This window comes from Paenibacillus sp. FSL k6-2145 (genome assembly GCF_037976585.1).
In the GTDB taxonomy this organism is placed as follows: Bacteria; Bacillota; Bacilli; order Paenibacillales; family Paenibacillaceae; genus Paenibacillus.
Window position 1 is genome coordinate 1,375,248 of sequence record NZ_CP150267.1, and the last position, 24,303, is coordinate 1,399,550.

Annotated in this window: 21 protein-coding genes; 2 read left to right on the forward strand and 19 right to left on the reverse strand. The window is 43.5% G+C overall.

The features are described 5' to 3' along the window. Positions 1-285 precede the first annotated feature (285 nt). From secA to NZ043_RS06160, 3 genes are all read right to left on the reverse strand, one after another. Positions 286-2,790 (reverse strand): preprotein translocase subunit SecA, encoded by a 2,505-nt coding sequence (gene secA / locus NZ043_RS06150; protein WP_339312668.1) that lies wholly within the window; start codon positions 2,788-2,790, stop codon positions 286-288. 785 nt (positions 2,791-3,575) lie between these two features. Further along, positions 3,576-4,139 carry a ribosome-associated translation inhibitor RaiA gene (gene raiA, locus NZ043_RS06155; RefSeq protein WP_047840659.1) on the reverse strand — a complete coding sequence of 188 codons (564 nt, stop codon included), beginning with the start codon at positions 4,137-4,139 and terminating at the stop codon, positions 3,576-3,578. 421 nt (positions 4,140-4,560) lie between these two features. Then, positions 4,561-4,758, reverse strand: a complete 198-nt coding sequence (locus NZ043_RS06160; RefSeq protein ID WP_024631599.1) for a cold shock domain-containing protein — start codon at positions 4,756-4,758, stop codon at positions 4,561-4,563. A gap of 368 nt (positions 4,759-5,126) precedes the next feature. On the opposite strand from NZ043_RS06160, the gene NZ043_RS06165 reads away from it, so the two are divergent. Then, positions 5,127-6,281 carry a hypothetical protein gene (locus NZ043_RS06165; protein WP_339311022.1) on the forward strand — a complete coding sequence of 385 codons (1,155 nt, stop codon included), beginning with the start codon at positions 5,127-5,129 and terminating at the stop codon, positions 6,279-6,281. Positions 6,282-6,506: 225 nt separating this feature from the next. On the opposite strand, the gene NZ043_RS06170 is transcribed toward NZ043_RS06165, so the two are convergent. The 16 genes from NZ043_RS06170 to NZ043_RS06245 all read right to left on the reverse strand — a co-directional run bounded on the left by NZ043_RS06170 (position 6,507) and on the right by NZ043_RS06245 (position 24,116). Then, the gene (locus NZ043_RS06170; RefSeq protein ID WP_339311024.1) at positions 6,507-7,628 is read right to left on the reverse strand and encodes a hypothetical protein; all 1,122 of its coding nucleotides are present in this window, start codon (positions 7,626-7,628) and stop codon (positions 6,507-6,509) included. Between the two features lie 168 nt (positions 7,629-7,796). Next, on the reverse strand, positions 7,797-8,138 hold the full coding sequence (locus NZ043_RS06175; RefSeq protein ID WP_339311028.1) for a flagellar protein FliT: 342 nt from the start codon (positions 8,136-8,138) through the stop codon (positions 7,797-7,799). Next, positions 8,131-8,541, reverse strand: a complete 411-nt coding sequence (gene fliS, locus NZ043_RS06180) for a flagellar export chaperone FliS (RefSeq protein ID WP_074096610.1) — start codon at positions 8,539-8,541, stop codon at positions 8,131-8,133. Before fliS ends, NZ043_RS06175 begins: the two co-directional genes overlap by 8 nt. Positions 8,542-8,558: 17 nt before the next feature. Continuing rightward, positions 8,559-10,439, reverse strand: a complete 1,881-nt coding sequence (fliD, locus tag NZ043_RS06185) for a flagellar filament capping protein FliD (protein ID WP_339311030.1) — start codon at positions 10,437-10,439, stop codon at positions 8,559-8,561. Between the two features lie 17 nt (positions 10,440-10,456). Then, a complete protein-coding gene (locus NZ043_RS06190) occupies positions 10,457-10,840 on the reverse strand; it encodes a flagellar protein FlaG (RefSeq protein WP_339305384.1) in 384 nt (127 codons plus the stop codon). Positions 10,841-10,975: 135 nt separating this feature from the next. Beyond that, complete coding sequence (locus NZ043_RS06195; protein WP_339311031.1) at positions 10,976-12,658, reverse strand: flagellin; 1,683 nt, start codon at positions 12,656-12,658, stop codon at positions 10,976-10,978. Between the two features lie 145 nt (positions 12,659-12,803). Continuing rightward, positions 12,804-13,049 (reverse strand): carbon storage regulator CsrA, encoded by a 246-nt coding sequence (csrA, locus tag NZ043_RS06200; protein WP_074096614.1) that lies wholly within the window; start codon positions 13,047-13,049, stop codon positions 12,804-12,806. 1 nt (position 13,050) lies between these two features. Further along, entirely contained in the window at positions 13,051-13,530 is a 480-nt protein-coding gene (gene fliW / locus NZ043_RS06205; protein ID WP_339311033.1) for a flagellar assembly protein FliW, read from the reverse strand. Positions 13,531-13,583: 53 nt separating this feature from the next. Then, positions 13,584-14,153, reverse strand: a complete 570-nt coding sequence (locus NZ043_RS06210; protein ID WP_339311034.1) for a DUF6470 family protein — start codon at positions 14,151-14,153, stop codon at positions 13,584-13,586. 17 nt (positions 14,154-14,170) lie between these two features. Further along, positions 14,171-15,091, reverse strand: coding sequence for a flagellar hook-associated protein FlgL (flgL, locus tag NZ043_RS06215; RefSeq protein WP_339311035.1), 921 nt, complete (start codon positions 15,089-15,091; stop codon positions 14,171-14,173). A gap of 24 nt (positions 15,092-15,115) precedes the next feature. Next, on the reverse strand, positions 15,116-16,654 hold the full coding sequence (gene flgK / locus NZ043_RS06220) for a flagellar hook-associated protein FlgK (RefSeq protein WP_339311037.1): 1,539 nt from the start codon (positions 16,652-16,654) through the stop codon (positions 15,116-15,118). Positions 16,655-16,673: 19 nt separating this feature from the next. Then, a complete protein-coding gene (locus NZ043_RS06225; RefSeq protein WP_076333996.1) occupies positions 16,674-17,177 on the reverse strand; it encodes a flagellar protein FlgN in 504 nt (167 codons plus the stop codon). A gap of 11 nt (positions 17,178-17,188) precedes the next feature. Then, positions 17,189-17,473 (reverse strand): flagellar biosynthesis anti-sigma factor FlgM, encoded by a 285-nt coding sequence (flgM, locus tag NZ043_RS06230; protein WP_053779526.1) that lies wholly within the window; start codon positions 17,471-17,473, stop codon positions 17,189-17,191. A gap of 176 nt (positions 17,474-17,649) precedes the next feature. Next, entirely contained in the window at positions 17,650-18,054 is a 405-nt protein-coding gene (locus NZ043_RS06235; RefSeq protein ID WP_339311039.1) for a TIGR03826 family flagellar region protein, read from the reverse strand. A gap of 149 nt (positions 18,055-18,203) precedes the next feature. Further along, the gene (locus NZ043_RS06240; RefSeq protein ID WP_339311041.1) at positions 18,204-23,234 is read right to left on the reverse strand and encodes a fibronectin type III domain-containing protein; all 5,031 of its coding nucleotides are present in this window, start codon (positions 23,232-23,234) and stop codon (positions 18,204-18,206) included. Between the two features lie 291 nt (positions 23,235-23,525). Next, positions 23,526-24,116, reverse strand: a complete 591-nt coding sequence (locus NZ043_RS06245) for a ComF family protein (RefSeq protein ID WP_339311043.1) — start codon at positions 24,114-24,116, stop codon at positions 23,526-23,528. Between NZ043_RS06245 and NZ043_RS06250 the strand changes: the two genes are divergently transcribed. Further along, entirely contained in the window at positions 24,096-24,302 is a 207-nt protein-coding gene (locus NZ043_RS06250) for a hypothetical protein (RefSeq protein WP_339311045.1), read from the forward strand. The genes NZ043_RS06245 and NZ043_RS06250 overlap by 21 nt on opposite strands. Position 24,303: the final 1 nt, after the last annotated feature.

A 24,303-nucleotide genomic window follows, 5' to 3' on the forward strand; every position in this document is an offset into this window, starting at 1 on the left:
CATTAACCGGTTTTGCATCCTTCACTTCATCCTATGGAATACCCGGCTGCAAGGAGCCGTTCATGTCATGCTATATAAGTTGCCCTAGTAACTGTTACACCTGCACTCCGATTACAGTAGCATCTTCCGATCGCTCTTATCCCCAGATTTTCTTGATCCCCTCTTACAAGGGGAAAATCCGAGGATAAAGGCGAACGCTCCGCTTCTTCAGATTGCTTCTGCACTCTCCGTTATGGTGTAAAATCAAGGTTCAACTTATTACACTAAAGTGTATAAACCATTGTACTACTCTTGACCGTGGCAGTGTTTGAACTTCTTGCCACTACCGCATGGGCATGGATCGTTACGTCCGATTTGGTCAGAAACCTTCACAGGACGTTTCTCAGCAGGTTCACCGCTTGTCGAGATCTGACTTTCCTCAACAACCGCTTGACGCTCCTGATTGCTCTCGATCTGTGCTCTCATCACATAAGTCGCTACTTCTTCCTGAATCGAAGCGATCATCTGATGGAACATCTCGAAGCCTTCGAACTGGTACTCACGCAGTGGATCTGTACCGCCGTAAGCGCGAAGGTGGATACCTTGACGCAATTGATCCATAGCATCAATATGATCCATCCACTTGCTGTCTACTGCACGAAGCACAACCACTTTCTCGAACTCACGAACCATATCTTCGCCAATTCGCTCTTCACGTGCATTGTACTTGTTCTGAACTTTCGTAAACAGGTACTCGATAATCTCCTCTGCTTCCTTGCCCCACAGATCATCTTTTGTTACCGAACCATCGTCCAGCAGTTTGCTGTTCATGTAATCGGCAACTTCCTGCAGCTCCCAGTTTTCTGGAATATCGTCACCACAGTGAGCTTCAACGATACGTTCGATGGAAGGTTTGATCATATCCATAACGATCTGTTTGATGTTTTCGGACTCCAGTACCTCGCGGCGCTGTTTATATATAATTTCACGTTGTTGGTTCATAACATCATCATATTGGAGAACGACTTTACGCACGTCAAAGTTGTTACCTTCAACACGTTTCTGCGCCGATTCTACTGCACGGGTAATCATCCGGCTCTCGATCGGTTGGTCTTCTTCAAAACCAAGGCGCTCCATCATGTTCAGTACATTGTCTGCACCGAAACGTCTCATCAATTCATCACCCAGTGACAGGTAGAATTGTGTTGAACCCGGGTCACCTTGACGTCCCGCACGACCACGCAGCTGATTATCAATCCGGCGTGATTCGTGACGCTCTGTACCGATGATATGAAGGCCGCCTACTTCAGCTACACCTTCACCCAAGATAATATCCGTACCCCGTCCAGCCATGTTGGTTGCAATCGTTACTGCACCCGCTTGACCAGCTCCTGAGATGATCTCTGCTTCTTCCGCATGGTACTTGGCGTTCAGTACCTGGTGTTTCACACCACGACGCTTAAGCATATCAGACAGGCGTTCAGAGTTCTCGATGGATACTGTACCTACCAGAACCGGCTGATTCTTGCTGTGGCGTTCCACGATCTCTTCCACAACCGCTTTGAACTTGCCATCGATGCTCTTGTACACGACATCTGCCATGTCATCCCGTTTGTTCGGACGGTTCGTTGGAATCTGCAGTACTTCGAGACCGTAGATTTTTTTGAACTCTTCTTCCTCGGTTTTCGCTGTACCCGTCATACCCGCAAGTTTACGGTACATCCGGAAATAGTTTTGGAAGGTAATCGTAGCAAGCGTCATGCTCTCGTTTTGTACTTCAATGCCTTCTTTGGCTTCAATAGCCTGATGCAATCCATCACTGTAACGACGTCCAGACATCAGACGACCTGTGAATTCATCAACGATCATAACCTCTTCATCACTGACCACATAATCCACGTCACGACGCATGATTACGTTGGCTTTCAGGCCCTGTACGATGTGATGGTTGAGAGTAACGTTGGCATGATCATACAAGTTCTCGATACCAAATGCTTTCTCTGCTTTTGCCACGCCCGCCTCAGTCAACGCTACGGATTTCACCTTAATGTCTACCGTAAAGTCTTCTTCCGGCACCAAACGTTTCACAAAACGATCTGCTGCATAGTACATATCCGTCGACTTCTGAGCTTGTCCAGAGATAATGAGTGGCGTACGCGCCTCATCGACCAGGATGGAGTCTACTTCATCAATGATACAGAAGAACAATGGACGTTGTACCATTTGCTCCTTGTAGAGCACCATGTTGTCACGCAGATAGTCAAAACCAAATTCGTTGTTCGTTCCGTACGTAATATCACATGCATATGCATGTTGTTTCAAAGCATGGTCCATACCGCTCAGGTTAACCCCTACCGTCATGCCCATGAATTCATAGATTTGTCCCATTTCCTGGCTATCCCGCTGTGCCAAATAGTCATTGACCGTGACCACGTGTACACCTTTGGACATCAATGCGTTCAGATATACCGGAAGTGTTCCTACCAGCGTTTTACCTTCACCCGTTTTCATCTCGGAAATACGGCCTTCATGCAGAGCGATACCGCCCAGCATCTGTACATCGTAGTGACGTTTGCCCAGTACACGGCGTGATGCCTCACGTACGGTTGCAAATGCCTCTGGAAGAAGCTCATCTGTTGTTTCTCCCTTTTCAATACGAGCACGGTATTCGTCCGTTTTACCTTTCAGTTGTTCATCAGACAACGCCTGAAATTGTGGTTCCAGTTTATTGATCACATCGACCGTCTTCATCAGACGTTTAACATCACGTTCATTCATGTCGCCGAAGATCTTTTTGACAAGTCCTAGCATGGTATACCCCTTTCGTGCAAAACAGAATAGACCCCCTGTTGCCGCCTCGCGACACCATCGGATGGATGTTGCATCCACTTGCCCGGGGGTGACAAACAATATAAAAGTAATATGATGAATCAACTCCAGGCTTGCCAAGGGTTCCTCATGAAGCTGATTCGGTATTCAAACGGATTCGGTTATTAAAAACTAGCCGAAGCCCGAGCCTTGCGAATCATGTTCATGGTGCTGTGCCTGTCATTGATTATGATTAGCGATCATTCGTTGACAATTCCTCATCAGGACAATGATTCTCTTTGCATAAATTGTAACAGTTTGTAAGGGCCGCCGCAACACGCCACGGCACACTTCTTTGAACTTCTAAGACATATCAAATGGAGTTTAAGTGCAAAAAATCATAGTCGTTAGCGGAAGCGTTCGATTGTCATGTTTCGTTTTGCAGGATAGACAGCCCTGTCAACGAATTTTGATGGTAAATTTGGATGGAAATCTCAATATCCAGTTCTCGAATGTAGGTGTACGAATATTTTCGTAACCATCGGAATCTGGTGGTAAAGTTGTACCGATTGTGATTCTTCATACTATCTATTAGACGCAGCAGCATAGGGAATAGTTTCACCATTTTATTTCCAAAGGTCATTTCCCAGCACCTCTACGCACAAAAGAGCCCCATCCCCTAAGGGATGGAAGCTCTTGATAAATCTAATCCAGGAAACTACAGTTCCTGTGTTCATTATTATTAAATATTCATATACATGTTCAATCCGATGATCCTGTAAGTTAAATTAACCTTGTTCGATCAATCCGTACTTACCATCGTTTCGTTTGTACACAACGCTAACTTCTTCACTGTCAATGTTGGAGAATACGAAGAAATTGTGACCAACCATGTTCATTTGGAGGATGGCCTCTTCCACGTCCATTGGTTTCAACATAAAGCGTTTCGTCCGTACAACTTCCAGATCATCGTCATCCGTGTCCGCATCCAGTTCAGCTGTAGCTACAGTACCTGTTGGATCTTCAACGAAGAGTGTTTTCAGGCTACCTTCCTGGCGGAACTTACGGTTAATTTTTGTTTTGTGTTTGCGGATCTGACGTTCCAGCTTGTCCACCACGGAGTCAATGGATGCATACATATCATCGCTCTCATCCTCAGCGCGGAGCACAATGCCTTTCAATGGGATCGTCACCTCTACCGTATGCAAACCTCTCGTCGTGCTCAATGTAACAGCACCGTCAGAGTTAAGGGGTGCATCGAAATACTTCTCGAGTCTACTCAACTTTTTGTCGACATAATCCTTCAAAGCATCAGTAACCTCGATTTGTTGACCTCGAATACTTAAATTCATAGGGCACTCCTCCTTTTTCCTTTGCCACTTCATTATAACACGAATGTAAGCGCCATGTAAAAACTCCCGGTGACCGAATAATGACATCTGTTCAAGTCACATCTGCCAACGTAGGAATAACGCCATATTTCGCGATATTTCATCATATTCAGCCATAATCGAATATTTACTTGGTATGAGTTATTAGGCGCTTGATGATGTATTTAACCGTTTTTGGGCCAGCTCAATCTAATATGTAAAATGAACTTCAATCTATCTCTTGAATCTATTAAATTCATTAGAATAAAGTTCCTCGGATGATTCTCAAATCTCTAATCTATTTAATCAAAAAAAGACCCCGGAAAGTACCGGAGTCTGATGCTAGCGATAATTCAATTTGGTAACCATCTAACCATATATGTAGGTCGGATTGTCCGGATGATTATAATTTGATTACGTTAGCTGCTTGCGGTCCACGCGCGCCTTCGACGATGTCGAATTCTACGGATTGACCTTCTTCCAAAGTTTTGAATCCTTCGGATTGAATTGCGGAGAAATGTACGAATACGTCGCCGCCATCTTCAGTCTCAATGAAACCGTAACCTTTTTCTGCGTTGAACCATTTTACTTTACCTTGCATGCACTAACATTCCCTTCGTCATCAAATGAAGTGAAGCTTTCGGCCTTAACCTCTGCCCACAATTCAGATAATACCATCCAAAGTTATCCATTGTCAATTGGAAAAGTAAATGTTTTCTTGGAATTTTTTGTAGATTAATTGGGGATTGTGTTGAAAGGTGGGATAACTTGAATATATCAGGTAATTGGCGGGTTGATAAGTCTATTTCCAGCTATCTATTATTGATCATTAATAGATTTCATTAACACAACTCCTTAGCTACCAATTGCAAAAAGTAGGATTTGATGGTGAAGGATTAAATTGCATGTTAAAATTTAGAATATACTCATCAACAATCATAATTCATTTAACAAGGGGAGATCAAATTAATGATTCACTTACTACTACGGAAACAAAAATGGGGGGCTATGACCCTACTATTTATTCTTTTTTCCGGCCTATTCGTAATAGCCACATCCGATCATGCAGATGCTCAGGAGAATAAAATATCTGCAGAAGAACTAAAAAAAATCAGTCGCTTATCCTTCACACTTCGTGATGCATACCAAACGCAATATACAGTCTATATTTTTGCTCAAGATGAAAAAAAATCAACTCTAAAGGAGGAAGATTTCTGGACCAATAACAAACCCGGTGACATTACATATACAGGCACTTATCGCGCAGCTTTGTTGAAAAAAGGAGACTCTTACGGTACAGTACAATCCGCGGACCTTGATCTTCATTCTATTACCTTACCTCAAACCTGGCATTACACCATTAAGAGCAAGGATACGGGTACACCCGATATGCTAATCATCACAGAGTGGGGATCGTCCAACTTCAATCTGGCTAAACCATTCATCATACGTTCAGGCATATTGCAATCCTTAAAATTCGTAGATAACAAAGGTAAAAAGTTAACTGATTTTGATTTCTACCCTGCTGGCAGAGATGACGGCATACGTATGTTATCTGGTTCCCGAGTGCAATTCAAATTCTATAATAACACTGTATTTAAATATGAGATAGAAACCTTCAAACTAAATATTAGTAAATTGGAGTTGCGTTTAAGTGACACTCGCTATGTTAATTTTAATCAACCTAACTGGCCTAATTCAGGAATCGGAGATCGTGCCTATCTCGAAAACCTGAAGACATCTGCAATGAAAGGAACTCTGCTGAATCAGCCCAATATCAAGCTGGGCATGACCCACAAATCTCTGCTTAATACATTAAAAAAAGCTAAACTCAGAGAGAACGGCGAATGGGGAGCATATTACGTTTATTCGCAATACGCGATCGGTTTTAATTCTTACTTACATGAACTGAACAATGATTCAAAAGTCAAAGTCTTCAACCTGTTCTCAGAGCAACGTAATCTCTATCCCGAAATGGTTAAGTTATGGTTAGGTAAACCTCAGAAAGAATATTTAAATGAAGCAGAAGGCGGATATGACATGATCTATAAATATGGTTCCCGCACACTATCCTTTCATTATCTCGAAGAAGATGAACAAGTTCATCTGATTTCCATCTACTAGTTAAAGCCGGCAGCTTTGGATTACAAACTCAATCAAACTTCACGAATTCGAAGTTGTAGGAAACTGATTGTAGATGCCGACATAGAGTCAGTGAAATCTAACGCTAATAACATGTAACTTTACTACAGCAAAAATTAATAAAAGCTCATCGTAAAAATTTACGATGAGCTTTTATTATTTGAGTCAACTTTTCCAATATTCGAATCCAATTTGAAACGTCTTAAATTATTTATAATACATTACAGAGGGGAATGACTCTATCCCCTTGGCATACCAATAGTTCAAGCTACTCGCGAAATCAATAACCTTTTTCTTATCCAAGTCATAAACCAAGAGGTCGGGATCACCAAGCATATCAATTTCATCAAGTCTGCGAGGTGTTGTTCTGCCTTGAACATCTTCAAATGTACTCCAGCTGGAAGTAGGTACCCCAGAAACGAAATTAGAACGGAATGAGGTAAATAAAGTTCCTTTATCTAGAGTTATGAAAACAGCATTATCAGACTGCGCATATTGAGATGTATACTTAAGTGGAATGGTGACACCTTTAATCCGTACATCATCAATATCATGATTTATGGACGAATGAGCTCCACCGCTTGTAAAGGTATATTCTCTTGCCCATGCGAGATGAGCATTGATATTACTCACAGCCGAGGTATTCCCAATCTTTTCACCATTTACAGTAATATCCCCATTAGGATACTCCATCACTGCCGAGATTAGGTTTTCAGAGTACGAAGTAAGCTTCGCCGTATTGGCAGGATTACTCGGATCAGGAACCACAGAAGGATTCGCCATATTGGCATGGATGCTGTACGAGTCCCCTACACTGCCTGTAGACGTAACTCGGAGGCCCCAGTCACCTGCAGCTAAATCCGTTGCAAATCTGATCTCGCCTGCCTTGCCCCAAAATGGTGTTGGAGTTGCAGTTCCCGTATTCCAATCAATTGAATACAAATCAACTCTGTAATTAGCATTAGCAGATCTTAACTGTGTCAGGATTGTGCGATCAGTTGGCACACTAAAAAACCAAAAATCTGCTGGGTCAGCTGCAGTCAAACTGTCACTAAAACTTATTCGATCGCCCGTCACGTTAAAATTGGACAGAATAGAAATCTCAGGACGATCAACCTCAATCTTTTTACCTCTAGCAAACCCCTTAGTTGAAAAACTTCCCTCAGGAAGTTCTAGCTTGGAGACATTGTTAGGCAGTTCAAGCTGGACAGGCTTGAGACTCCCTTCATTGGTTTCAGCAGATTCTGCCCATGCTGTTCCACTCCATGATCCGCTTATTAATGTGAAGCCTAGTAAACATTTAGAAACTACTAATAATACTTTTTTCATAGCAATTCTCCTTTTATGTATTTTTATAACAATTATATATTCGACTATATATTCGACAAAATCAGATACATCCCCTTCTTTTTATTACAAATAAAAACAAATAAAAGAAAACCTGTATGCATCGCTTGACTAATTAAGTCAAGCGATGCATACAGGTTTAGTAAAAAATCATTTCTTTTTGTCCATCAAAAAACTATCTGGCGTATAACCTGACTCATAAGCATTTCGTTGTGTTTTCGCTTGTCCTCGTTTATGCAACCAATCCTGGGCTTCTAATCTCAGAACATTCATACGTGCTACAATTTCGTTGTCGTTGCCCAAGAGCTGTTCGATCTCTATCTTCTCAGTTACACTTGCGGGCTGGAGAGAAAACTGCTCCACAAGTCCATTAATAATCACTTGGCGCTCTTCAACAAAAGCTTCGAGTTGCTCATACTCAGCTTCATATAACACGTCCATGATATTACTAGTCAGCTGCTGTAACTGAGTCAGATATGACGTTTTATCCATGAGCACTTTCAGTAGTGACAGGTGGCGCTTCCTGACCTGCAGCAATCTTAGAAGCTTGTAACCACGTTTCACGAAGATCCGTTAAATATCCTACTGCTTCTTCAGCTTTGGTCACATCTTTGCGAATGTTTGCCTCCACAAGAAGATAATTCGTGTATTCATATAATGAATGCAGACTCTTGGAAATATCATAAGAACGGTCCAAGGTGCTCATCAATTCACTAATGATGGTCTGAGCTTTCCCTAAATTCAGACTTGTCTTCTCATTATCCTTCTGGGTCAACCCATCAATAGCTGTCTTAACAAAACGAATTGCTCCATCATACAACATAATGACCAATTGCGCCGGATTCGAAGTCTGAACTGAGGATTGACGGTATTTATCATAAGGAGATGTAATCAAAAGTCTCACCCTTTATATTAAGATTGTCCTAAACTGGAAAAGAGACTGGACGACTGTGTTTGCATCTTGTTCATTGCCGCTTCCATTGCAGCAAATTGTTTATAGTATCTGTTTTCGGTTTTTTGCAAGTTCGTTTGCATCATTAGAATTCGATTGTTATAATCCTTCATTTTGCGACCCATGATGTTTTCATCTCTGAACGCACTAGTAATATCAGTTGTGTATCTGTTCGTACCTGCACGCTGGTATACTTTCTCAATTGCATTAGATACCTTATCTGCCAATTTATCAAACAAACCTTCATTTGGAGCATTGGATGGTCCTTGGAACAGATCCAATGCCATTTGTGGATTGGAACTGATCATATTTTTAAGTTTTGTCTCGTTCTCAATCACCAACTTACCATTCTCAGAATAGCTGCCGGTTGTAATCCCAAGAGCACTTAAAGGACCAAGTTTATCTGTAATGACTTGACGCATTTCAGACAACACCGATTTGATGATATCATCATTTTTTAGCAAGCCACTTTTTGCTTTCTCAGTCCAAGTATCAATCTCGGATTCTTTTAGTTCTTTCTTTTGCTCGTCTGTTAACGGTTTAAAATCACGATATTTTGTTTCTTCTACCTTTGAGTTAAGAGCTTTAATCAAGCTATTGTAATCTTCAATGAAACCTTTAATGGATTCCAGCGCTTTATCTGGATCACTTTGGTTCTTGATAATGGTCGGAGTATCCACTCCATTCTTTGTGGTAACATCCATCAAAGTTATTTGCACACCATTCAGAGAAAACGTATTACTCTTGATATCTTTCAAAGGCTCATCATTCACAGTTACTATCGCATCATGACCTGCAGTAGTCGTGAGCTGACCTGCCATATCCTCATAAGATTTAATTCCCTTAAACAAATTCAAAAATTCATGCGATCCACCGCTCATTTTCAATTCCTCACCGGACTGAGCAGTAATCGTTAATTTCCCATCTGCAAAATTCGCTGTTGCCTTGGCATCACCAGATTTTATCTTGTCTACTACATCTGATATTTTATCCGTTTCGTTGAAACTAAACGTCTTTCCATTCAATACAAAACTGTACGTCTTCGCAGGGGAACCTGGTTCTGGATCCTTACCACCACTCAGTTTATATAGATCAGCAAGTGTCTTATCATCGGTCACTCCCGTACCTGCGCCATTCGTTTCAATCACCGTTTTTTTAGAAAAGAGGGCTAACAAGGAATTGCCACCAGTAGGGGTTTCTACTGTCACTTTACTATCCAGACCTCCTGTTTTGGAGGCTATTGATAACTTACCTGTAATCTCATCATAACTTGCAATTGCATTTGCCTGAGCATTGGAGTTAATGGTAGATACCAATGTAGAGATGGAGGTCATACCGTTGAATAAAGACTTCCCATCTTTATCGGTAAAGCTTACACCATTAATCTTGATATCAAATCCCTTTTGAAGATACTTAGCCATGTCCGCTGAACCCATTTTGGACAAGTCTACACCTTCCAATGCTGCTAATGATGTAGATCCGCTTACTCCTTGTCCCAAACCTGAGGTAGCTACTGTTGCACTTTTAGCTAACTGAGTAACACTTACCTTCATTTCAACTCCGTTAGCGGATGCGGACGCTTCTGCTTTGACAGCATCAGTATTACCCGTAACAGTTGCTTTATTTGCATTCAGTGCTGTGGAATTACCATATTTTGTTATTAACTTATTGGATCTAAAGTCATATAATTTACTGCTTAATTCACGGTAACTTTCCCGCTGCCACTGCAACAGTTGCTTTTCCTGATTGAGTTTGTCCAAAGGCACACGTTTTGTCGCCATCATACTTTTAACCATACTTTCAATATCCATACCGGAAAATCCATTAATACGTGTAACCATTTCGCCACCCCCGTAATCTATATTTTTTCGTCAATTAAAATACCCGCAATTTCCATCATCTTGGCTACTAAATCTAACGTTTTCTCCGGTGGTATCTCACGGAGCAATTCCCCAGTTTCCTTATTTAAAACTTTGACCATAATATCATGTGTCTTCTCGTGAATACTAATATCTAATGTCGTTTCTGGACCTTGCAAGGCTTTCACCGCTCGATCAATGTTGCGGATCAGCAGTTCTTCCCCTACAGATAAGTGTACACCTTGTTTTTCTTTGGCATAAGCTTCCTTCGCTGTCCTGATGTTTGCTGTGTCGGTTACCGCTTGAGAAGCGCCTCCAGGGTGACTCACCTCAGTAGCAGTGTTTGTTACGGATGAGGCAGATAAAGAAAATTGAATATTCACCCTTCAACGACCTCCAACTTGTTCGCATTTATATTATATATCGGTCAAGCAAGTCCCCAGCTTTAGGAAATATGTAAAATCAAATAAAAAAACCTTGGATCAAAGATCCAAGGTTTAGTGCAGAGCCTGATAAAATTAACGAAGCAATTGCAGAACGCCTTGTGGCTGTTGGTTTGCTTGCGCCAACATTGCTTGAGCTGCTTGAGCCAAGATGTTGTTTTTCGTTTGGCTCATCATTTCTTTAGCCATGTCAACGTCACGGATACGGGATTCAGCAGCTGTCAGGTTCTCAGAAGCTGTTCCCAAGTTGTTGATTGTGTGCTCCAGACGGTTTTGAACAGCACCCAGTTTAGAACGTTCGCTGGATACAGTTGCAGTTGCTTTATCCAGAACCGCGATTGCAGCAGCTGCACCCTCTTTAGTGGAGATGTTCAGAGCAGCTTCGCCTTTAACATCGTTAGTTCCATCAGTTACTGTGTTTTCTTTAGTGAAACCAGCATCGCCAGCTTTACCAGTGATACCCAGAGCGGAAGAACGCATGTCTCCGATTGCCAAGCTCATGGATTGTCCAGTATTAGCACCAATTTGGAAAGATGTTTCAAAGTTCTTTTGAACTCCGCCATCTTTCAGAGTGATTCCGTTACCAGCTTCACCTTTAGCATTAGCAGTTACTGTTAATTTCCCAGAGTTTGCAACACTAGAAAGTGTAACACCTTCAATTTTATTAGCAAGTGTTGCAACGATTGCATCTGTAATATCATTTCCTGTAATTGTACCTGTTGCATTTGCAGCAGCACTAATATTAACGCCTAAACCTTTACCTTCGTAAGCGCCTTTAGTTGCATCATAAAATTCAACTTGCTGACCATTAATAGTAACACCAGTACCTACAAGGCTTGTAGCTTGTGCAGCTGTAGTAATACTACTGAAATCAAGTTCTCCTTTAGCTGGAGTATAAGTTGTTGTACCAACATCAGCAGCAGCACCAGCGCCAATAAGTCCAGTTGTTCCTGTAAAAGTTGCAGCAGTCATGTTGCCTTGAGCACCGTCAAATTTACCGCCATTTTCTGTTGTAACAGCAGCAATTTTCACATCAGCGCCGGTTGCGGCAACCGTATAATTACCTTTCAATGTCTCATTTGCATCAATTGCTTTTTGAAGTCCTGCTGTGAATGCAGCTGCAGTTGCCTCATCCTCAGTACCTCCTGCTGCAGCAATTGCTGTTGCATCGTCTGCAGTTAGTGTGTAGCTAATTTCTTGACCGTTGATTGTCAAAGAAATTTTGTCGTCTACAGCACCTTCAACTAATGTCAGTGTTTGAGCTGCCTGAGTACGGTTGGTTTCCCCACCACTTACAAATCCGTCTTTAGCAACACCAGTTCCAGTAAGGTTAGTTTTGCCATCACCTTGCAACAATTTTTGAGTATTGAACTCAGTAGTGTTACCGATACGGTTGATTTCGGAAGTCAGTTGGTTCATTTCGTCTTGCAGAGCTTGACGATCGGAATCCGTGTTCGTTCCGTTAGCGGATTGGTTAGCAATCTCGCGTTGACGTTGCAGGATGGAGTGAGTTTCGTTCAAAGCACCCTCAGCTGTTTGGATCAAAGAGATACCATCTTGAGCGTTACGGGAAGCTTGGTCCAAACCACGGATTTGACCGCGCATTTTTTCGGAAATTGCCAGACCTGCAGCATCGTCACCAGCACGGTTGATACGAAGACCGGAAGACAATTTTTCGATATTTTTGTTAGTGTTAGCAGTGTTTGCAGACAATTGACGGTGTGTGTTCAATGCCGCGATATTATGGTTGATAATCATTAGAGTATTTCCTCCCTGAAAATAAATTAGTTCCACATCCATGTGGTAAACGCCGCGACATTAAGGTCGGCCGCCCTGCCGAAGCAGCGTCTAAATTATATATCGACGGAAGGTGAGCAACTGTTTATAGCAAATTGGAATATTTTTAATCTTTTTTATTTTCTGTTTTTCTTAAACGTTCCATAAACGCTTCAATATTGGCTGCGAGAGGTGTAGCTGACTCCCGATTCGCTTCCTGAATGGACGCGTAGATCTCCTGCCGAAAGATATCTATATGCTTAGGTGCAGAAATACCGATTCGTACGGTATCTCCTTCTACAGCAAGTACGGTCACCTCAATATGATCCTGAATAACAATGGATTCACCCTTTTTTCGTGATAATACCAGCATGTTAGACTCCACCCTTCACTGAGTTTGCTTCATCTTCGGCCCAGATGAGATGACGTGTCTCATAGCTGGAATGATGGAGTACCACTTGTTTTCCCAGACGTTGCTCTGGATTAAGTACAACCGGAGCCAGTAAATTCATGGTAGATTTATTTGTGTCAGAATGAATAGTTACCAGAGAGAAAACCGACACCTGCTCTTCAATCCCTAACTCTTCCTTATCCACCTCGCCCAATTCAAAACTATAATCAGGTACAAACATAAATGGACTAACCAACAAGAACGATAATCCAGGTTCTTTTACTGATTGTAAATAACTGAATGGCGTATCTTCCCATGGAATTAACGCGTACTCCGTCTCTTCCTCAAATCCTGGTAACCCTTTGGGAAATTGATACACATCTTCCTCTTTGACCTCTAGTTCTCCCCACATGCTTGTCTGAATATGAATGGTAAACGCCTCCTTGGCGAAGAATTTATACAAAAAGAGCCATAGATGGCTGCATATCGAGACCGTCTATAGCTCTACATTATAACTTACAACCCGATATCTATGTCAGGTGGAGTATATTGAACTGACGCATACTGTTTAACATAAATGTCAAGCTTACCCCGTTGATATTCAATCTCGGGTTTGTTAACAATAACGTTCATTTCAGAAACGGCGGGTTGAAAGTTAATATCCGGTGGCCTTGTATCAACACGTGTGTCAACATTGTCAAATGAAGCCGGAGTGCGCGTTTCAGGGAATGGCTGTGGTTTCCAGTCCATGCCCACTATGTTGGCAATCGTATTACCTGACTTATGGATCGCTGCCAATTGATTCCCTTGTTGAACGCGTTCAGCCATGTTTTGCAGAAATTGTTGCTGTATTCCAGAATATATTCGTGCGTTCATATCGATCATATTCCCGCCATTGTAAGCAGAGAAAGCCTTACTTTGATCTACACGAAGAGTGATAGGATGACTCTCTACCCTTAGCTTGGCAGGTCTGGTGTTTAACTGTACTTCTGCCTTAGGCTGACGAATAGAGTACTGACCAGGATCAGCATCCATATTGAGAATGGACGGCGTTGTTCGAATCTGGACAACAGGAAGAGTGTTCACTAGTTAAGTCCTCCTTTTTATCTCAGGAAGTCTACCAGAGAAGGAGAGATAATTTTGGCACCTGCAGATAAAGAAGCATTGTAGATGTTTTCCTGAATTTTGGATTTCATCGCCAATTCTGCATAGTCCGCATCCTCGACTTTGGCTTGCAGATCTGTCAGATTGATATTAAGGTCATCGAGACGCCCCATCATCAGATCAACACGATTGGTTTTTGCCCCAAGCTCCGAACGTATTGCTAGCATTTTGTTCATTCGGGTATCTATATTATCCAGTTGCTTGGATAACGCCTCTGTATCACCTTCTGTTAGAGCCTTCATAATGTTATTAACCGTTACGAATAGATTATCCTCTTCCGTTCCAGTACCAAATACCTCATTCCCATTCACATTGATGGGTAACTGTACACTCTCACCAACAATAAAGTTAATTTTACCCTTGTCCGTTACAATAGATGCAGCATTAGAGGTATCAAAGGACCCATCTGGGTTGGTAGGAAACTCATAAGGTTTTACGTCATAGGTTTCACCGTTGAAGATATACTTGCCGTTCAGTTTACTATTAGATACATCAATTAGTTGTTCATTCAACTGTTTTACTTCCTCGTTAATGCTGTCTAGTGCAGATTGAGGATTAGTGCCTGTCGATCCCTGAACTACCAGTTCACGTAGGCGTTGAACAACGTTCCCAGCTTGATTCATAACGGTATCATTGAATTCCAACCAAGAAATAGCACTGTCTACGTTTTTCTGATACTGCTCATTGGAGGATAACTCTGCACGATAACGAAGGGAGTAAGTAATCCCAACCGGATCGTCTGAAGGTTTGTTGATCTTCCGACCTGTTGCCAGTTGGGTCTGGGTGTTATTCATCTGCTGTGCGTTCCGGTTCAGGTTCAACAGTAGCTGTGAACTGAGCATATTATTTGTTATTCTCATGGTCTGTTATGTCACTCCCTTCTATTATCTGCCTACTGTCCCAGTAGAGTTAATTAATTTATCAAGTAATTCATCATAAGTGGTCATAAATCGTGCGGATGCGTTATATGCATGTTGAAACTTGATCATATTGGACATCTCTTCATCCAATGATACTCCGCTCACGGATTGGCGACGTGTCTCCACCTGCTCCACCAGAAATTCCGAGTTGGATGTCTGACGTGCGGCTTCCTGAGATTGCACCCCCAGCTGTCCAACAATGGCACTAAACTGTGCGCCAATAGCTGCATTACGCATGCCGTCGGCAGACTTCATTGGTGTATCTTTCAGATTGGCGAGCAAGATGGCAAGAGTATTATTACCTTTGATTACGGTCTCTGTGCCGGACGCATCTGTAGTACGCAAAGAAGTAGCAATTTTATTCGGATCAGCTAAAATTTCTGCATTTAATGAGATATTACCAGCTGTAATGGATGTCCCACCACCCGCTGCTGTGAAGAAAGGTAGACCTGGGGTGGTTGTACCATCCATCGTATACCCCAACTGATGCAGACCATTGAGTCCCTTTACGGTTACCTTCGTGTCTGTTGCTAATGCTCCCCCTGCAAGTCCTAAAGCATTCGTTGCAGGGATAACCGATCCTGCTGGAAGTGTGATTTCAATATCACCATTCGCGAGTGTATTAGCCAGGTCATCCATTTGTTTCTTATAATCACTTACCAACGTGTCTCTCGACTTAATCATGCCATGAACTTCACCATTGGTGAGTGTACCAGCAGTATATGCATCATTCAGAAAAGCAGGATCTACCGCGACTTGTACTGCCCCGCCGGTAACGAGTGCCTGTCCATTCATCTGGATAGCATATCCTTGCGGGGAATCAGTTACGGTAACATTCATGATTTTGGACAGCTTGTCCGTCATTAAATCCCTTTGGTCACGTAAATCGTTGGCATTGTCGCCAAGAGACTCAATTTTCACGATGGCACTATTGAGGTTCGCAATGTTACCCAGGTAACCCTGGATCTCATTACTTTTCACAGTGATGTTACTGTCCAAATCCTGACTGAGCGCATCCAGTTGACGACTAATCTGATTCATTGCATCCGTAAGAGCGAGTGTGGTTTCCTTGACAATCCGGCGTGCTGTAACGTCCTCAGGGTTCTTACTCAGATCCGACCATGATTTGTAGAAGTTATCCATAACCGTCCGGAATCCGGTATCCGATGGCTCGTTCACAATAGCTTCAAGTTTCTCAAGTGTATCTCGTTGAATGGACCAACTCCCGAAGTTGGTGTTTTCATTACGATATTGGTCATCCAAGAATTTCTCGCGCACACGGGTAATGGAGTCGAACTCAACCCCTGTACCAAGCTGTCCCGGTGTTGTGCTATGCAGAAATGCAAATGGCTCCATTGGAATGGATGCCTGCATGTTTACCTTTTGACGTGAATAGCCTTCCGTGTTGGCATTGGCTACGTTATGACCTGTTGTGCTAAGAGCTGTCGTCTGTGTGAACAAACTGCGTTTAGCCGTTTCGATTGAATGAAATGTAGATGTCACCTGGTTTCCCCCTAATTAATCAGGCACGCGTGTCAAACAGACCGATTCGCCCTGGATTGCCGTTCTTATCAGCAGGATGCTGATATGTGGCATCCTGTTCTGGCCGAGAAGCAAAGATGTCCATTGAAAGATCAATAAACATCAACGATTGCTCGATCAGCTTTTGATTCAGTTGATTGATTTCCTTTAACTCCTGCAGTGTTCCCGCCAGCTTCTTCTGGACTTCAAGCAATCGCTGTTTGTCAGCCGGATCAAAAATCAGCTTCGAGATCTCCGTAATGTTCAGGTTCAGCATGGACTTGATCCCACGCTCCTGAAGCAATTCGTGAACTGCGCTCTGCCGTTCAATCTCCAATGGCTCTTGTTGTTTCATGAAACGGGATTCTTTGTTCAGAACGGCAATGAGTTCATCCACATCGTTTTTGACAATGACCTGTCTCTTGACCTCGCTGAGTGCCAGCATATCGCGGTGACTTTGTTCCATTTGCTGCAAAACTGCAATTAATCTGTCCAGTGCTGCCATTACGTGATCACCTATTCCTTATCAAAAGACTTAAAATACGGCAGCAGCTTGTCAGCAAGCTTGCTGCTGTCTACCTGATACGTTCCCGAACTGACCTGTTCTTTCAGTTCCTGTATCCGCTGAATGCGTCCTGCATCTTGTGTACGCCCTTGTTCCTCAAGCATCTTCATCGCCTCCGGAGAAATGGATACTTCGTCCTTACGGCGGCTCTTCTTGGCATCAGCCTGCTGATTGGATTCAACGTTCCTCTGATATGAATTGATTGCGCCAATTCTACTCGGTTCATTGATTTTCATATGAACTACACTTCCTTCCACGTTAGAATTTTACATTGATATACGTTTTTCTTACTTTATCTTTATGTTATCGAGATGATTAGGATAATAAAAAAAACCGATAATCTTTAATAAGTTTATCGGTACGTTTCAAAACATTTGTTATAGCAAAACATGTATTTGAGCCCTGACTCCTATTAATCGCGTAGTTTGTCGAGAGCATTGTAGGTTCGTCCGCCTATATTGCCGTTATCCTTCTGACCTACATCACGAGCTGCACTAGCCAAGTCTTTCGTTAGACGATTACGACAAGAGTCACACATGTGACCTTCCCGAATCAATGTTCCGCATACTTCACAAGGATACATCATATTCGGGGCATTTTCGATGGAAATCCGTCCCTCACGGATGAACTTGGTAATGGTTTTGATCGAAACTTCTGTTGCATCAGATAGTTCCTGTATATTGGTGCCTTTGTTTTCACGCAAATAATCTACACAGATCTGATATTCCTGTTCCATTTCTTTAATACAATTCGAGCATACATCTCGAAAATTCAACGCATATAATTTACCACAGCGAGGACAATTACCTAGATTCATCGCTAAAACGCCCCTCTCAAACTTCCATTTCCGAATAGATAATAACTATACATTACCTTATTTTCTCTGATGAAGCCATAGTCTATTTACAAAACAAAAAAGGGGAACAGGATGCACATATATGCAACCCCGCTCCCCCTTATACATTACTAATTCAATGTTCTAATACTTAGTACAGAAGACCATAGGCTTGTGTTCTGATCATTGAATGCCCGAATACGATATTTATGCAAATTGGACGGTAACAAGTCGGAATGAGTAAACGTTGCATCACTGACAGTCGCCACAATTTGCCCGTCGGCTTCAATTTCGTAGGACGAAGCACCCACAGCCACGTCCCATGTCAGAATAACGTTTGTTCTGTCCGAAGTTCCCTTCAGCACAGGTGTAGTTAATTGAGTCATTCCCGCTATAATCTCACTCCAAGCTCCTGCACCAGAAGCATTTTTAGCACGAATCCGGAAAGTATGCTCCGTATTTGGTGCAAGTCCGCTCTTTGTATAAGCAACTCCACTCACGGCAACCACCGTACCATCAATCTCCAGATCATACCCGGTAGCTCCAGTTACAGCACTCCATCTCAGCGCGATCGCCGCTGTAGTTGCAGAGTTAATACTTAAACCTGAGACACTGGCAGGTAACGTAGTTTGGGACAATATTGCTGTCCATGCACTCACATTAGTGTCGGTCAGGGCACGAATACGGTATTTATGCGCCGTCCCACCAAGTAATCCATTATGGACATACAAGAGATCACTCACCGTAGAAACCACTATGCCATCTGCTTCAATCTCATATTTTGTTGCACCAGCAACTTCATTCCACGTCAGCGTAACTGCCGTTTCTTCAGCTACACCTTTCAGGGTTGTAGGTACATTCAACTGGGTCGAAGCGGTTACGATCTCACTCCAGCTACCCATGCCAGCAGCATTCTTCGCACGAATACGGAAGGTATGGTCTGTATTGGCTAGAAGACCACTTTTCGTATAAGCAGATCCACTCACAGAAATTACAACACCGTCAATTTCCAAATCGTAAGCGTTAGCGCCTGGAACAGGGCTCCATTTCATTGAGATAGCCACAGGTGTAGCTGTATTTAACATGAGACCGTTAACTGTAGCAGGGATGGTGCTTTGGGTCAGTACTGCTGTCCATGCACTTGTGTTGGTACCCGTCATCGCACGAATGCGATACTTATGTGCCGTTCCTGACAACTGTCCTGCGTGACTATAGCTTGGCTCTTCTACCGTTGCCACTACTGCTCCGTCAGCCTCAATCTCATACTTGGTTGCGTCTGCTACCTCAGCCCACGTGAGGTTAATTGCATTTTCTTCCGATGTTGCTTTTAGTACAGGTGTGTTTAGGAGTGTCGTTCCATTGATGAGTTCGCTCCAAGCACCTACACCGGCAGCATTCTTCGAACGAATACGGAAAGTATGATCTGTATTGGCTGCAAGACCACTCTTCGTATAAGCTACTCCTGTTACGGGGACAACCGTTCCATCAATTTCCAGATCATATCCCGTTGCTCCCGTCACCGCTGTCCACTTCAATGCAATGGCTACATTCGTAGCCGAGCTAACAGTTAATCCTGTAACGGAAGCAGGTATAGTGCTCTGTGTCAGGATTGCAGTCCATGCACTCGTATTGGTATCCGTCAACGCACGAATGCGATATTTGTGCGCCGTTCCTGGCAGCAATGATGTATGGGTAAAGCTAGGTTCTTCTACCGTTGCCACTACTGCTCCGTCCGCTTCAATCTCATACTTCGTTGCGTCTGCTACCTCAGCCCACGTCAGCTTGACTGCAGTTTCTTCCGATGCGGCTTTTAGAACCGGTGTATTTAGAAGTGTAGTACCCTTGATGAGTTCGCTCCACACTCCTACACCAGCGGCATTTTTTGAACGAACACGGAAGGTATGGTCTGTGTTCGCTGCAAGACCGCTCTTCGTATAGGCTACTCCCGTTACCGGGACAACGGTACCGTCGATCTCCAAGTCGTATCCTGTAGCTCCAGTTACTGCTGTCCATTTTAATGCAATGGCCACATTCGTCGCTGAGTTAACAGTTAAGCCTGTAACAGAAGCAGGGATAGTGTTTTGCGTCAGGATTGCTGTCCATGCACTCGTATTAGTCTCGGTCAACGCTCGAATACGATACTTATGGGCCGTTCCTGGTAATAATGCTGTATGGCTGTAGTTAGGTTCTTCTACTTTTGCCACTACTGCTCCGTCTGCCTCAATCTCATACTTTGTTGCGTCAGCAATAGCTACCCATGTCAGGTTGATTACAGTTTCTTCTGATGATGCTTTTAATACCGGTGTATTTAGAAGCGTCGTTCCATTGATGAGTTCACTCCACGCTCCTACACCAGCGGCATTCTTAGAACGCACACGGAAGGTATGATCTGTGTTCGCTGTAAGACCACTCTTCGTGTAAGCTACTCCCGTTACTGGGACAACGGTACCGTCGATCTCCAGGTCGTATCCTGTAGCTCCAGTTACTGCTGTCCATTTTAATGCAATGGCCACATTCGTCGCCGAGCTAACAGTTAATCCTGTAACGGAAGCAGGTATAGTGCTCTGTGTCAGGATTGCAGTCCATGCACTCGTATTGGTATCCGTCAACGCTCGAATGCGATATTTGTGCGCCGTTCCTGGCAGCAATGATGTATGGGTAAAGCTAGGTTCTTCTACCGTTGCCACTACTGCTCCGTCCGCTTCAATCTCATACTTCGTTGCGTCTGTTACCTCAGCCCACGTGAGGTTGACTACAGTTTCTTCCGATGCGGCTTTTAGAACCGGTGTATTTAGAAGTGTAGTACCCTTGATGAGTTCGCTCCACACTCCTACACCAGCGGCATTTTTCGAACGAACACGGAAGGTATGGTCTGTGTTCGCTGCAAGACCGCTCTTCGTATAGGCTACTCCCGTTACCGTGACAACGGTACCGTCGATTTCCAGATCGTATCCTGTCGCTCCCGCTACCGCTGTCCACTTCAGTGCAACAGCGACATTCGTGGCCGAGCTAACAGTTAATCCTGTAACTGAAGCAGGGATGGTACTCTGCGTCAGGATTGCAGTCCATGCACTCGTATTGGTATCCGTCAACGCACGAATACGATACTTGTGCGCCGTTCCTGGTAACAATGATGTGTGACTGTAGCTAGGCTCTTCTACTGTTGCAACCACTGCTCCGTCTGCCTCAATCTCATACTTGGTTGCGTCTGCTACCTCAGCCCACGTCAGATTGACAGCAGTTTCTTCCGATGTTGCTTTTAGTACTGGTGTATTCAGCAGTGTCGTTCCACTGATGAGTTCACTCCACACTCCTACACCGGCCGCATTCTTCGAACGAATACGGAAGGTATGGTCTGTGTTCGCTGCAAGACCACTCTTCGTATAAGCTACTCCCATTACGGGGACAACCGTTCCATCGATCTCGAGATCATAACCTGTGGCTCCGGTTACTGCTGTCCATTTCACAGTTACAGCTGCATTGGTCGCTGCACTGACCACCAATCCATTAACGGAATCAGGCAACGTATTCTGTGATTTTACTGCCGACCATGCGCTAACGTTATTGTCACTTATAGCTCGTACACGATACTTATGGGCCGTTCCAGATTTGAGCCCTGTGTGCGTATAGATTGAATCTGATATATCTCCAACGACAACGCCATCCGCCTCAACTTCATATGACGTTGCACCATCAACTGGTGACCAGATGAGAACAACTTCTTCTTGTGAAGGGTTGGACTGAATAACGGGTGTACTCATCTGGGTGATTCCTGTAGTTACATCACTCCAACTTCCTGCACCACCAGCATTTTTAGGTCTGATTCTAAAAGTGTACTCTGTATTAGCTACAAGGCCAGTTTTACTATAAGTGGTGCCTGTTACAGCAACATTAGTGCCATCAATCTCCAAATCATATCCTGTAGCACCCTTTACCGCAGTCCAAGCTACCGTTAATTTATTGAATGTGGCATCAGTAACCGTCAGCCCGTTGGTACGATCAGGTACTGTTAACTGACTCACCATTTTACTCCACGCACTCTTATTGTTAGCCGAGAAGGCTTTTAGCACATAGGTATGCGTTGAATTAGCTTCAAGCCCTTCATGTACATAGGAAGTTACGTTTCCTAATTCAAATGGTGTACCACCATCAATCTGCAACTGGTAGCGGTCTGCAGACTCAACCGCCATCCACTGAATCGTATTCTTGCCTTCCTCTGGCGTTACGGCCAAAACGGGTTTCTCAAGCAAGGTTGTTACTGCAATCGGCTCACTCCACTCACTAGCTCCTAGTCGGTTAATTCCTCGTACTCTATAGGTGTATGTAGTATTTGGTTTAAGTGAAGAGCTTGTATAGTTGATTCCGTAAAAAGGCCCTTTGACTACGCCATTCTCTTCAATCTCATATTGGACAGCTTGTGGAGCAGCAGGCCAATTGAGATTAACAGCTACATCATTAACGTCAGCCGCCAAATTAGCCGGAACAGCTGGAACCGTAGTAATAGGCTGTGTTGTCCCCGGCTCTTTTACAAAATTAAATGATTCTGCTTTCCGTATGTAATACGGATTCAGGTTAGATACAAAATCTACTACCGCTCCTGTATCTGCGTTAATCACAAGACTTAACTGTGTAGCCTCATAGCTTTGCACATATCTTGGCGTAGTCATTCCAAACTCATCAACGGTGGAATTATTCCATACTCCAACATTGGTTCCGGATTGTCTATATTCCATAGTTGTGTAATACTCCCATACCTCAGCAAAGTCGATGATAAAAGCATTGGTAACTTTGCCGGTATACGTAGATGTGTAGGAGCCAAATGAAATCTTGGTTATGTCTTCAACTGCTCCATTGATCGATTGGCTTCTCCTAAAAGAATATCCTGATGTTGAAATCTCATATGATCTCACCCAACCCAGCTTAACTGATTTTTGATTCACCTGTAATTGGCCGTTGTTGTTGGTCAACACATATTGGTAATCATTACTTGATGAGACTATCCCGCTTCCTACTGCTGCATGTGCCCGGTTCCCCCCGTACACGCCAAACTGTCCGAATACCAGCATGAATACTAGTAGACGGACAGTCCATAAGTAAAATCCGTTTTTTCTTTTTCCTGCGACCACTTTTGTTCTCCCCTTCAAAAAGATATGTTGTGCCACTCCCTATGCTGTCACCTGTGGTGAACGGCAAAACTATCTATTCTGCGCGAGAAAACAAATTCCTCTTTTTTACTCTTTTTTACATGTAAAAAATTTCTTATTGCGCTTTCATTTATAATTTCATCAAACAACTATATTCCATATGGTATAAATACGAAAATAGGAATTCGCAAATGTGAAATTATTAATACAGGAACACATTTTCCTATCTATTAAAAGATGAAGCGTAGGTTGTGTATGCAGGGAGACCTGAAGAATATTAAACAGTAGCTCAATATACTGATTTGCCGATTAGGATCTCGCCAGTGTCAGGGTGTAAATCTCGACCGGACTCTCCATGGAGAAACCAGCATTTAGGATAACTCGCCCACAAGCGTCCAAGGTGCTACCTGTTGTGTATATATCATCGATTAGCAGTAACTGTATGGGTTTGGCATGCGACATGCCCATCTGTGTTGGCAGATAAAATTTCCTGTATAGCTCTTCTATTAAATGCATGCCATCCGGGTTGATGGAAAAAGCGTTCTTCATCGTTTCGATACGCTCGCCACGTGATTTGAAGCTTTGTTTGGTGGTGTTGATCTGGCGCTGCAACAGATCAACGATGGGCAGGCGGCAGGTGGCGGCAAGTCCTGCGGCCAGCCGCTCCGCCTGATTGAAGCCGCGCTCGGCCAGACGCTCGCTGCTCACCGGGACATAGGTGACCGCGTCAGGTCGCCATTGCGGCTTCGTTTGTTGAGCATGTGTGGCGGAATGAGCCACGGGGGCTGGGGGTTCTTTTGCCAAAGCAGAATTCTGCTCCTCTCTCATCGCTTGAAAGGCTTGAATCAACAGCGCGGTTAGGAGCGGTGCGTAGCGTTCATGGCCTCTGAATTTGTACATGCCTATCCATTCTTTCATAAGAGCGTTGTATTGTACGGCGCTGCGATTGGAGATAAAAGAACGGTTTTGCATGTGTGGACGAACACAGTCCGGGCACCCAACACCCCGACCACAACGCAGACAGCGGATGGAACGAATCCATGGAATCTGCTTCATACAACGCGGGCATATGCCCGGATAGATTGAA

Excerpts from the sequence above, each read along its gene's own strand:
- NZ043_RS06250 (WP_339311045.1), top strand. The coding sequence starts at position 24,096 with ATGGCCTCTGAATTTGTACATGCCTATCCATTCTTTCATAAGAGCGTT.
- fliD (WP_339311030.1), bottom strand. The coding sequence starts at position 10,439 with ATGGTTACACGTATTAATGGATTTTCCGGTATGGATATTGAAAGTATG.
- NZ043_RS06195 (WP_339311031.1), bottom strand. The coding sequence starts at position 12,658 with ATGATTATCAACCATAATATCGCGGCATTGAACACACACCGTCAATTG.
- NZ043_RS06245 (WP_339311043.1), bottom strand. The coding sequence starts at position 24,116 with ATGTACAAATTCAGAGGCCATGAACGCTACGCACCGCTCCTAACCGCG.
- raiA (WP_047840659.1), bottom strand. The coding sequence starts at position 4,139 with ATGAATTTAAGTATTCGAGGTCAACAAATCGAGGTTACTGATGCTTTG.
- NZ043_RS06175 (WP_339311028.1), bottom strand. The coding sequence starts at position 8,138 with ATGGATAAAACGTCATATCTGACTCAGTTACAGCAGCTGACTAGTAAT.
- csrA (WP_074096614.1), bottom strand. The coding sequence starts at position 13,049 with ATGCTGGTATTATCACGAAAAAAGGGTGAATCCATTGTTATTCAGGAT.
- NZ043_RS06160 (WP_024631599.1), bottom strand. The coding sequence starts at position 4,758 with ATGCAAGGTAAAGTAAAATGGTTCAACGCAGAAAAAGGTTACGGTTTC.
- secA (WP_339312668.1), bottom strand. The coding sequence starts at position 2,790 with ATGCTAGGACTTGTCAAAAAGATCTTCGGCGACATGAATGAACGTGAT.
- flgM (WP_053779526.1), bottom strand. The coding sequence starts at position 17,473 with ATGAAAATCAATGAACCGAGTAGAATTGGCGCAATCAATTCATATCAG.
- NZ043_RS06235 (WP_339311039.1), bottom strand. The coding sequence starts at position 18,054 with ATGAATCTAGGTAATTGTCCTCGCTGTGGTAAATTATATGCGTTGAAT.
- flgL (WP_339311035.1), bottom strand. The coding sequence starts at position 15,091 with ATGAGAATAACAAATAATATGCTCAGTTCACAGCTACTGTTGAACCTG.
- NZ043_RS06225 (WP_076333996.1), bottom strand. The coding sequence starts at position 17,177 with ATGGCAGCACTGGACAGATTAATTGCAGTTTTGCAGCAAATGGAACAA.
- NZ043_RS06165 (WP_339311022.1), top strand. The coding sequence starts at position 5,127 with ATGATTCACTTACTACTACGGAAACAAAAATGGGGGGCTATGACCCTA.
- NZ043_RS06170 (WP_339311024.1), bottom strand. The coding sequence starts at position 7,628 with ATGAAAAAAGTATTATTAGTAGTTTCTAAATGTTTACTAGGCTTCACA.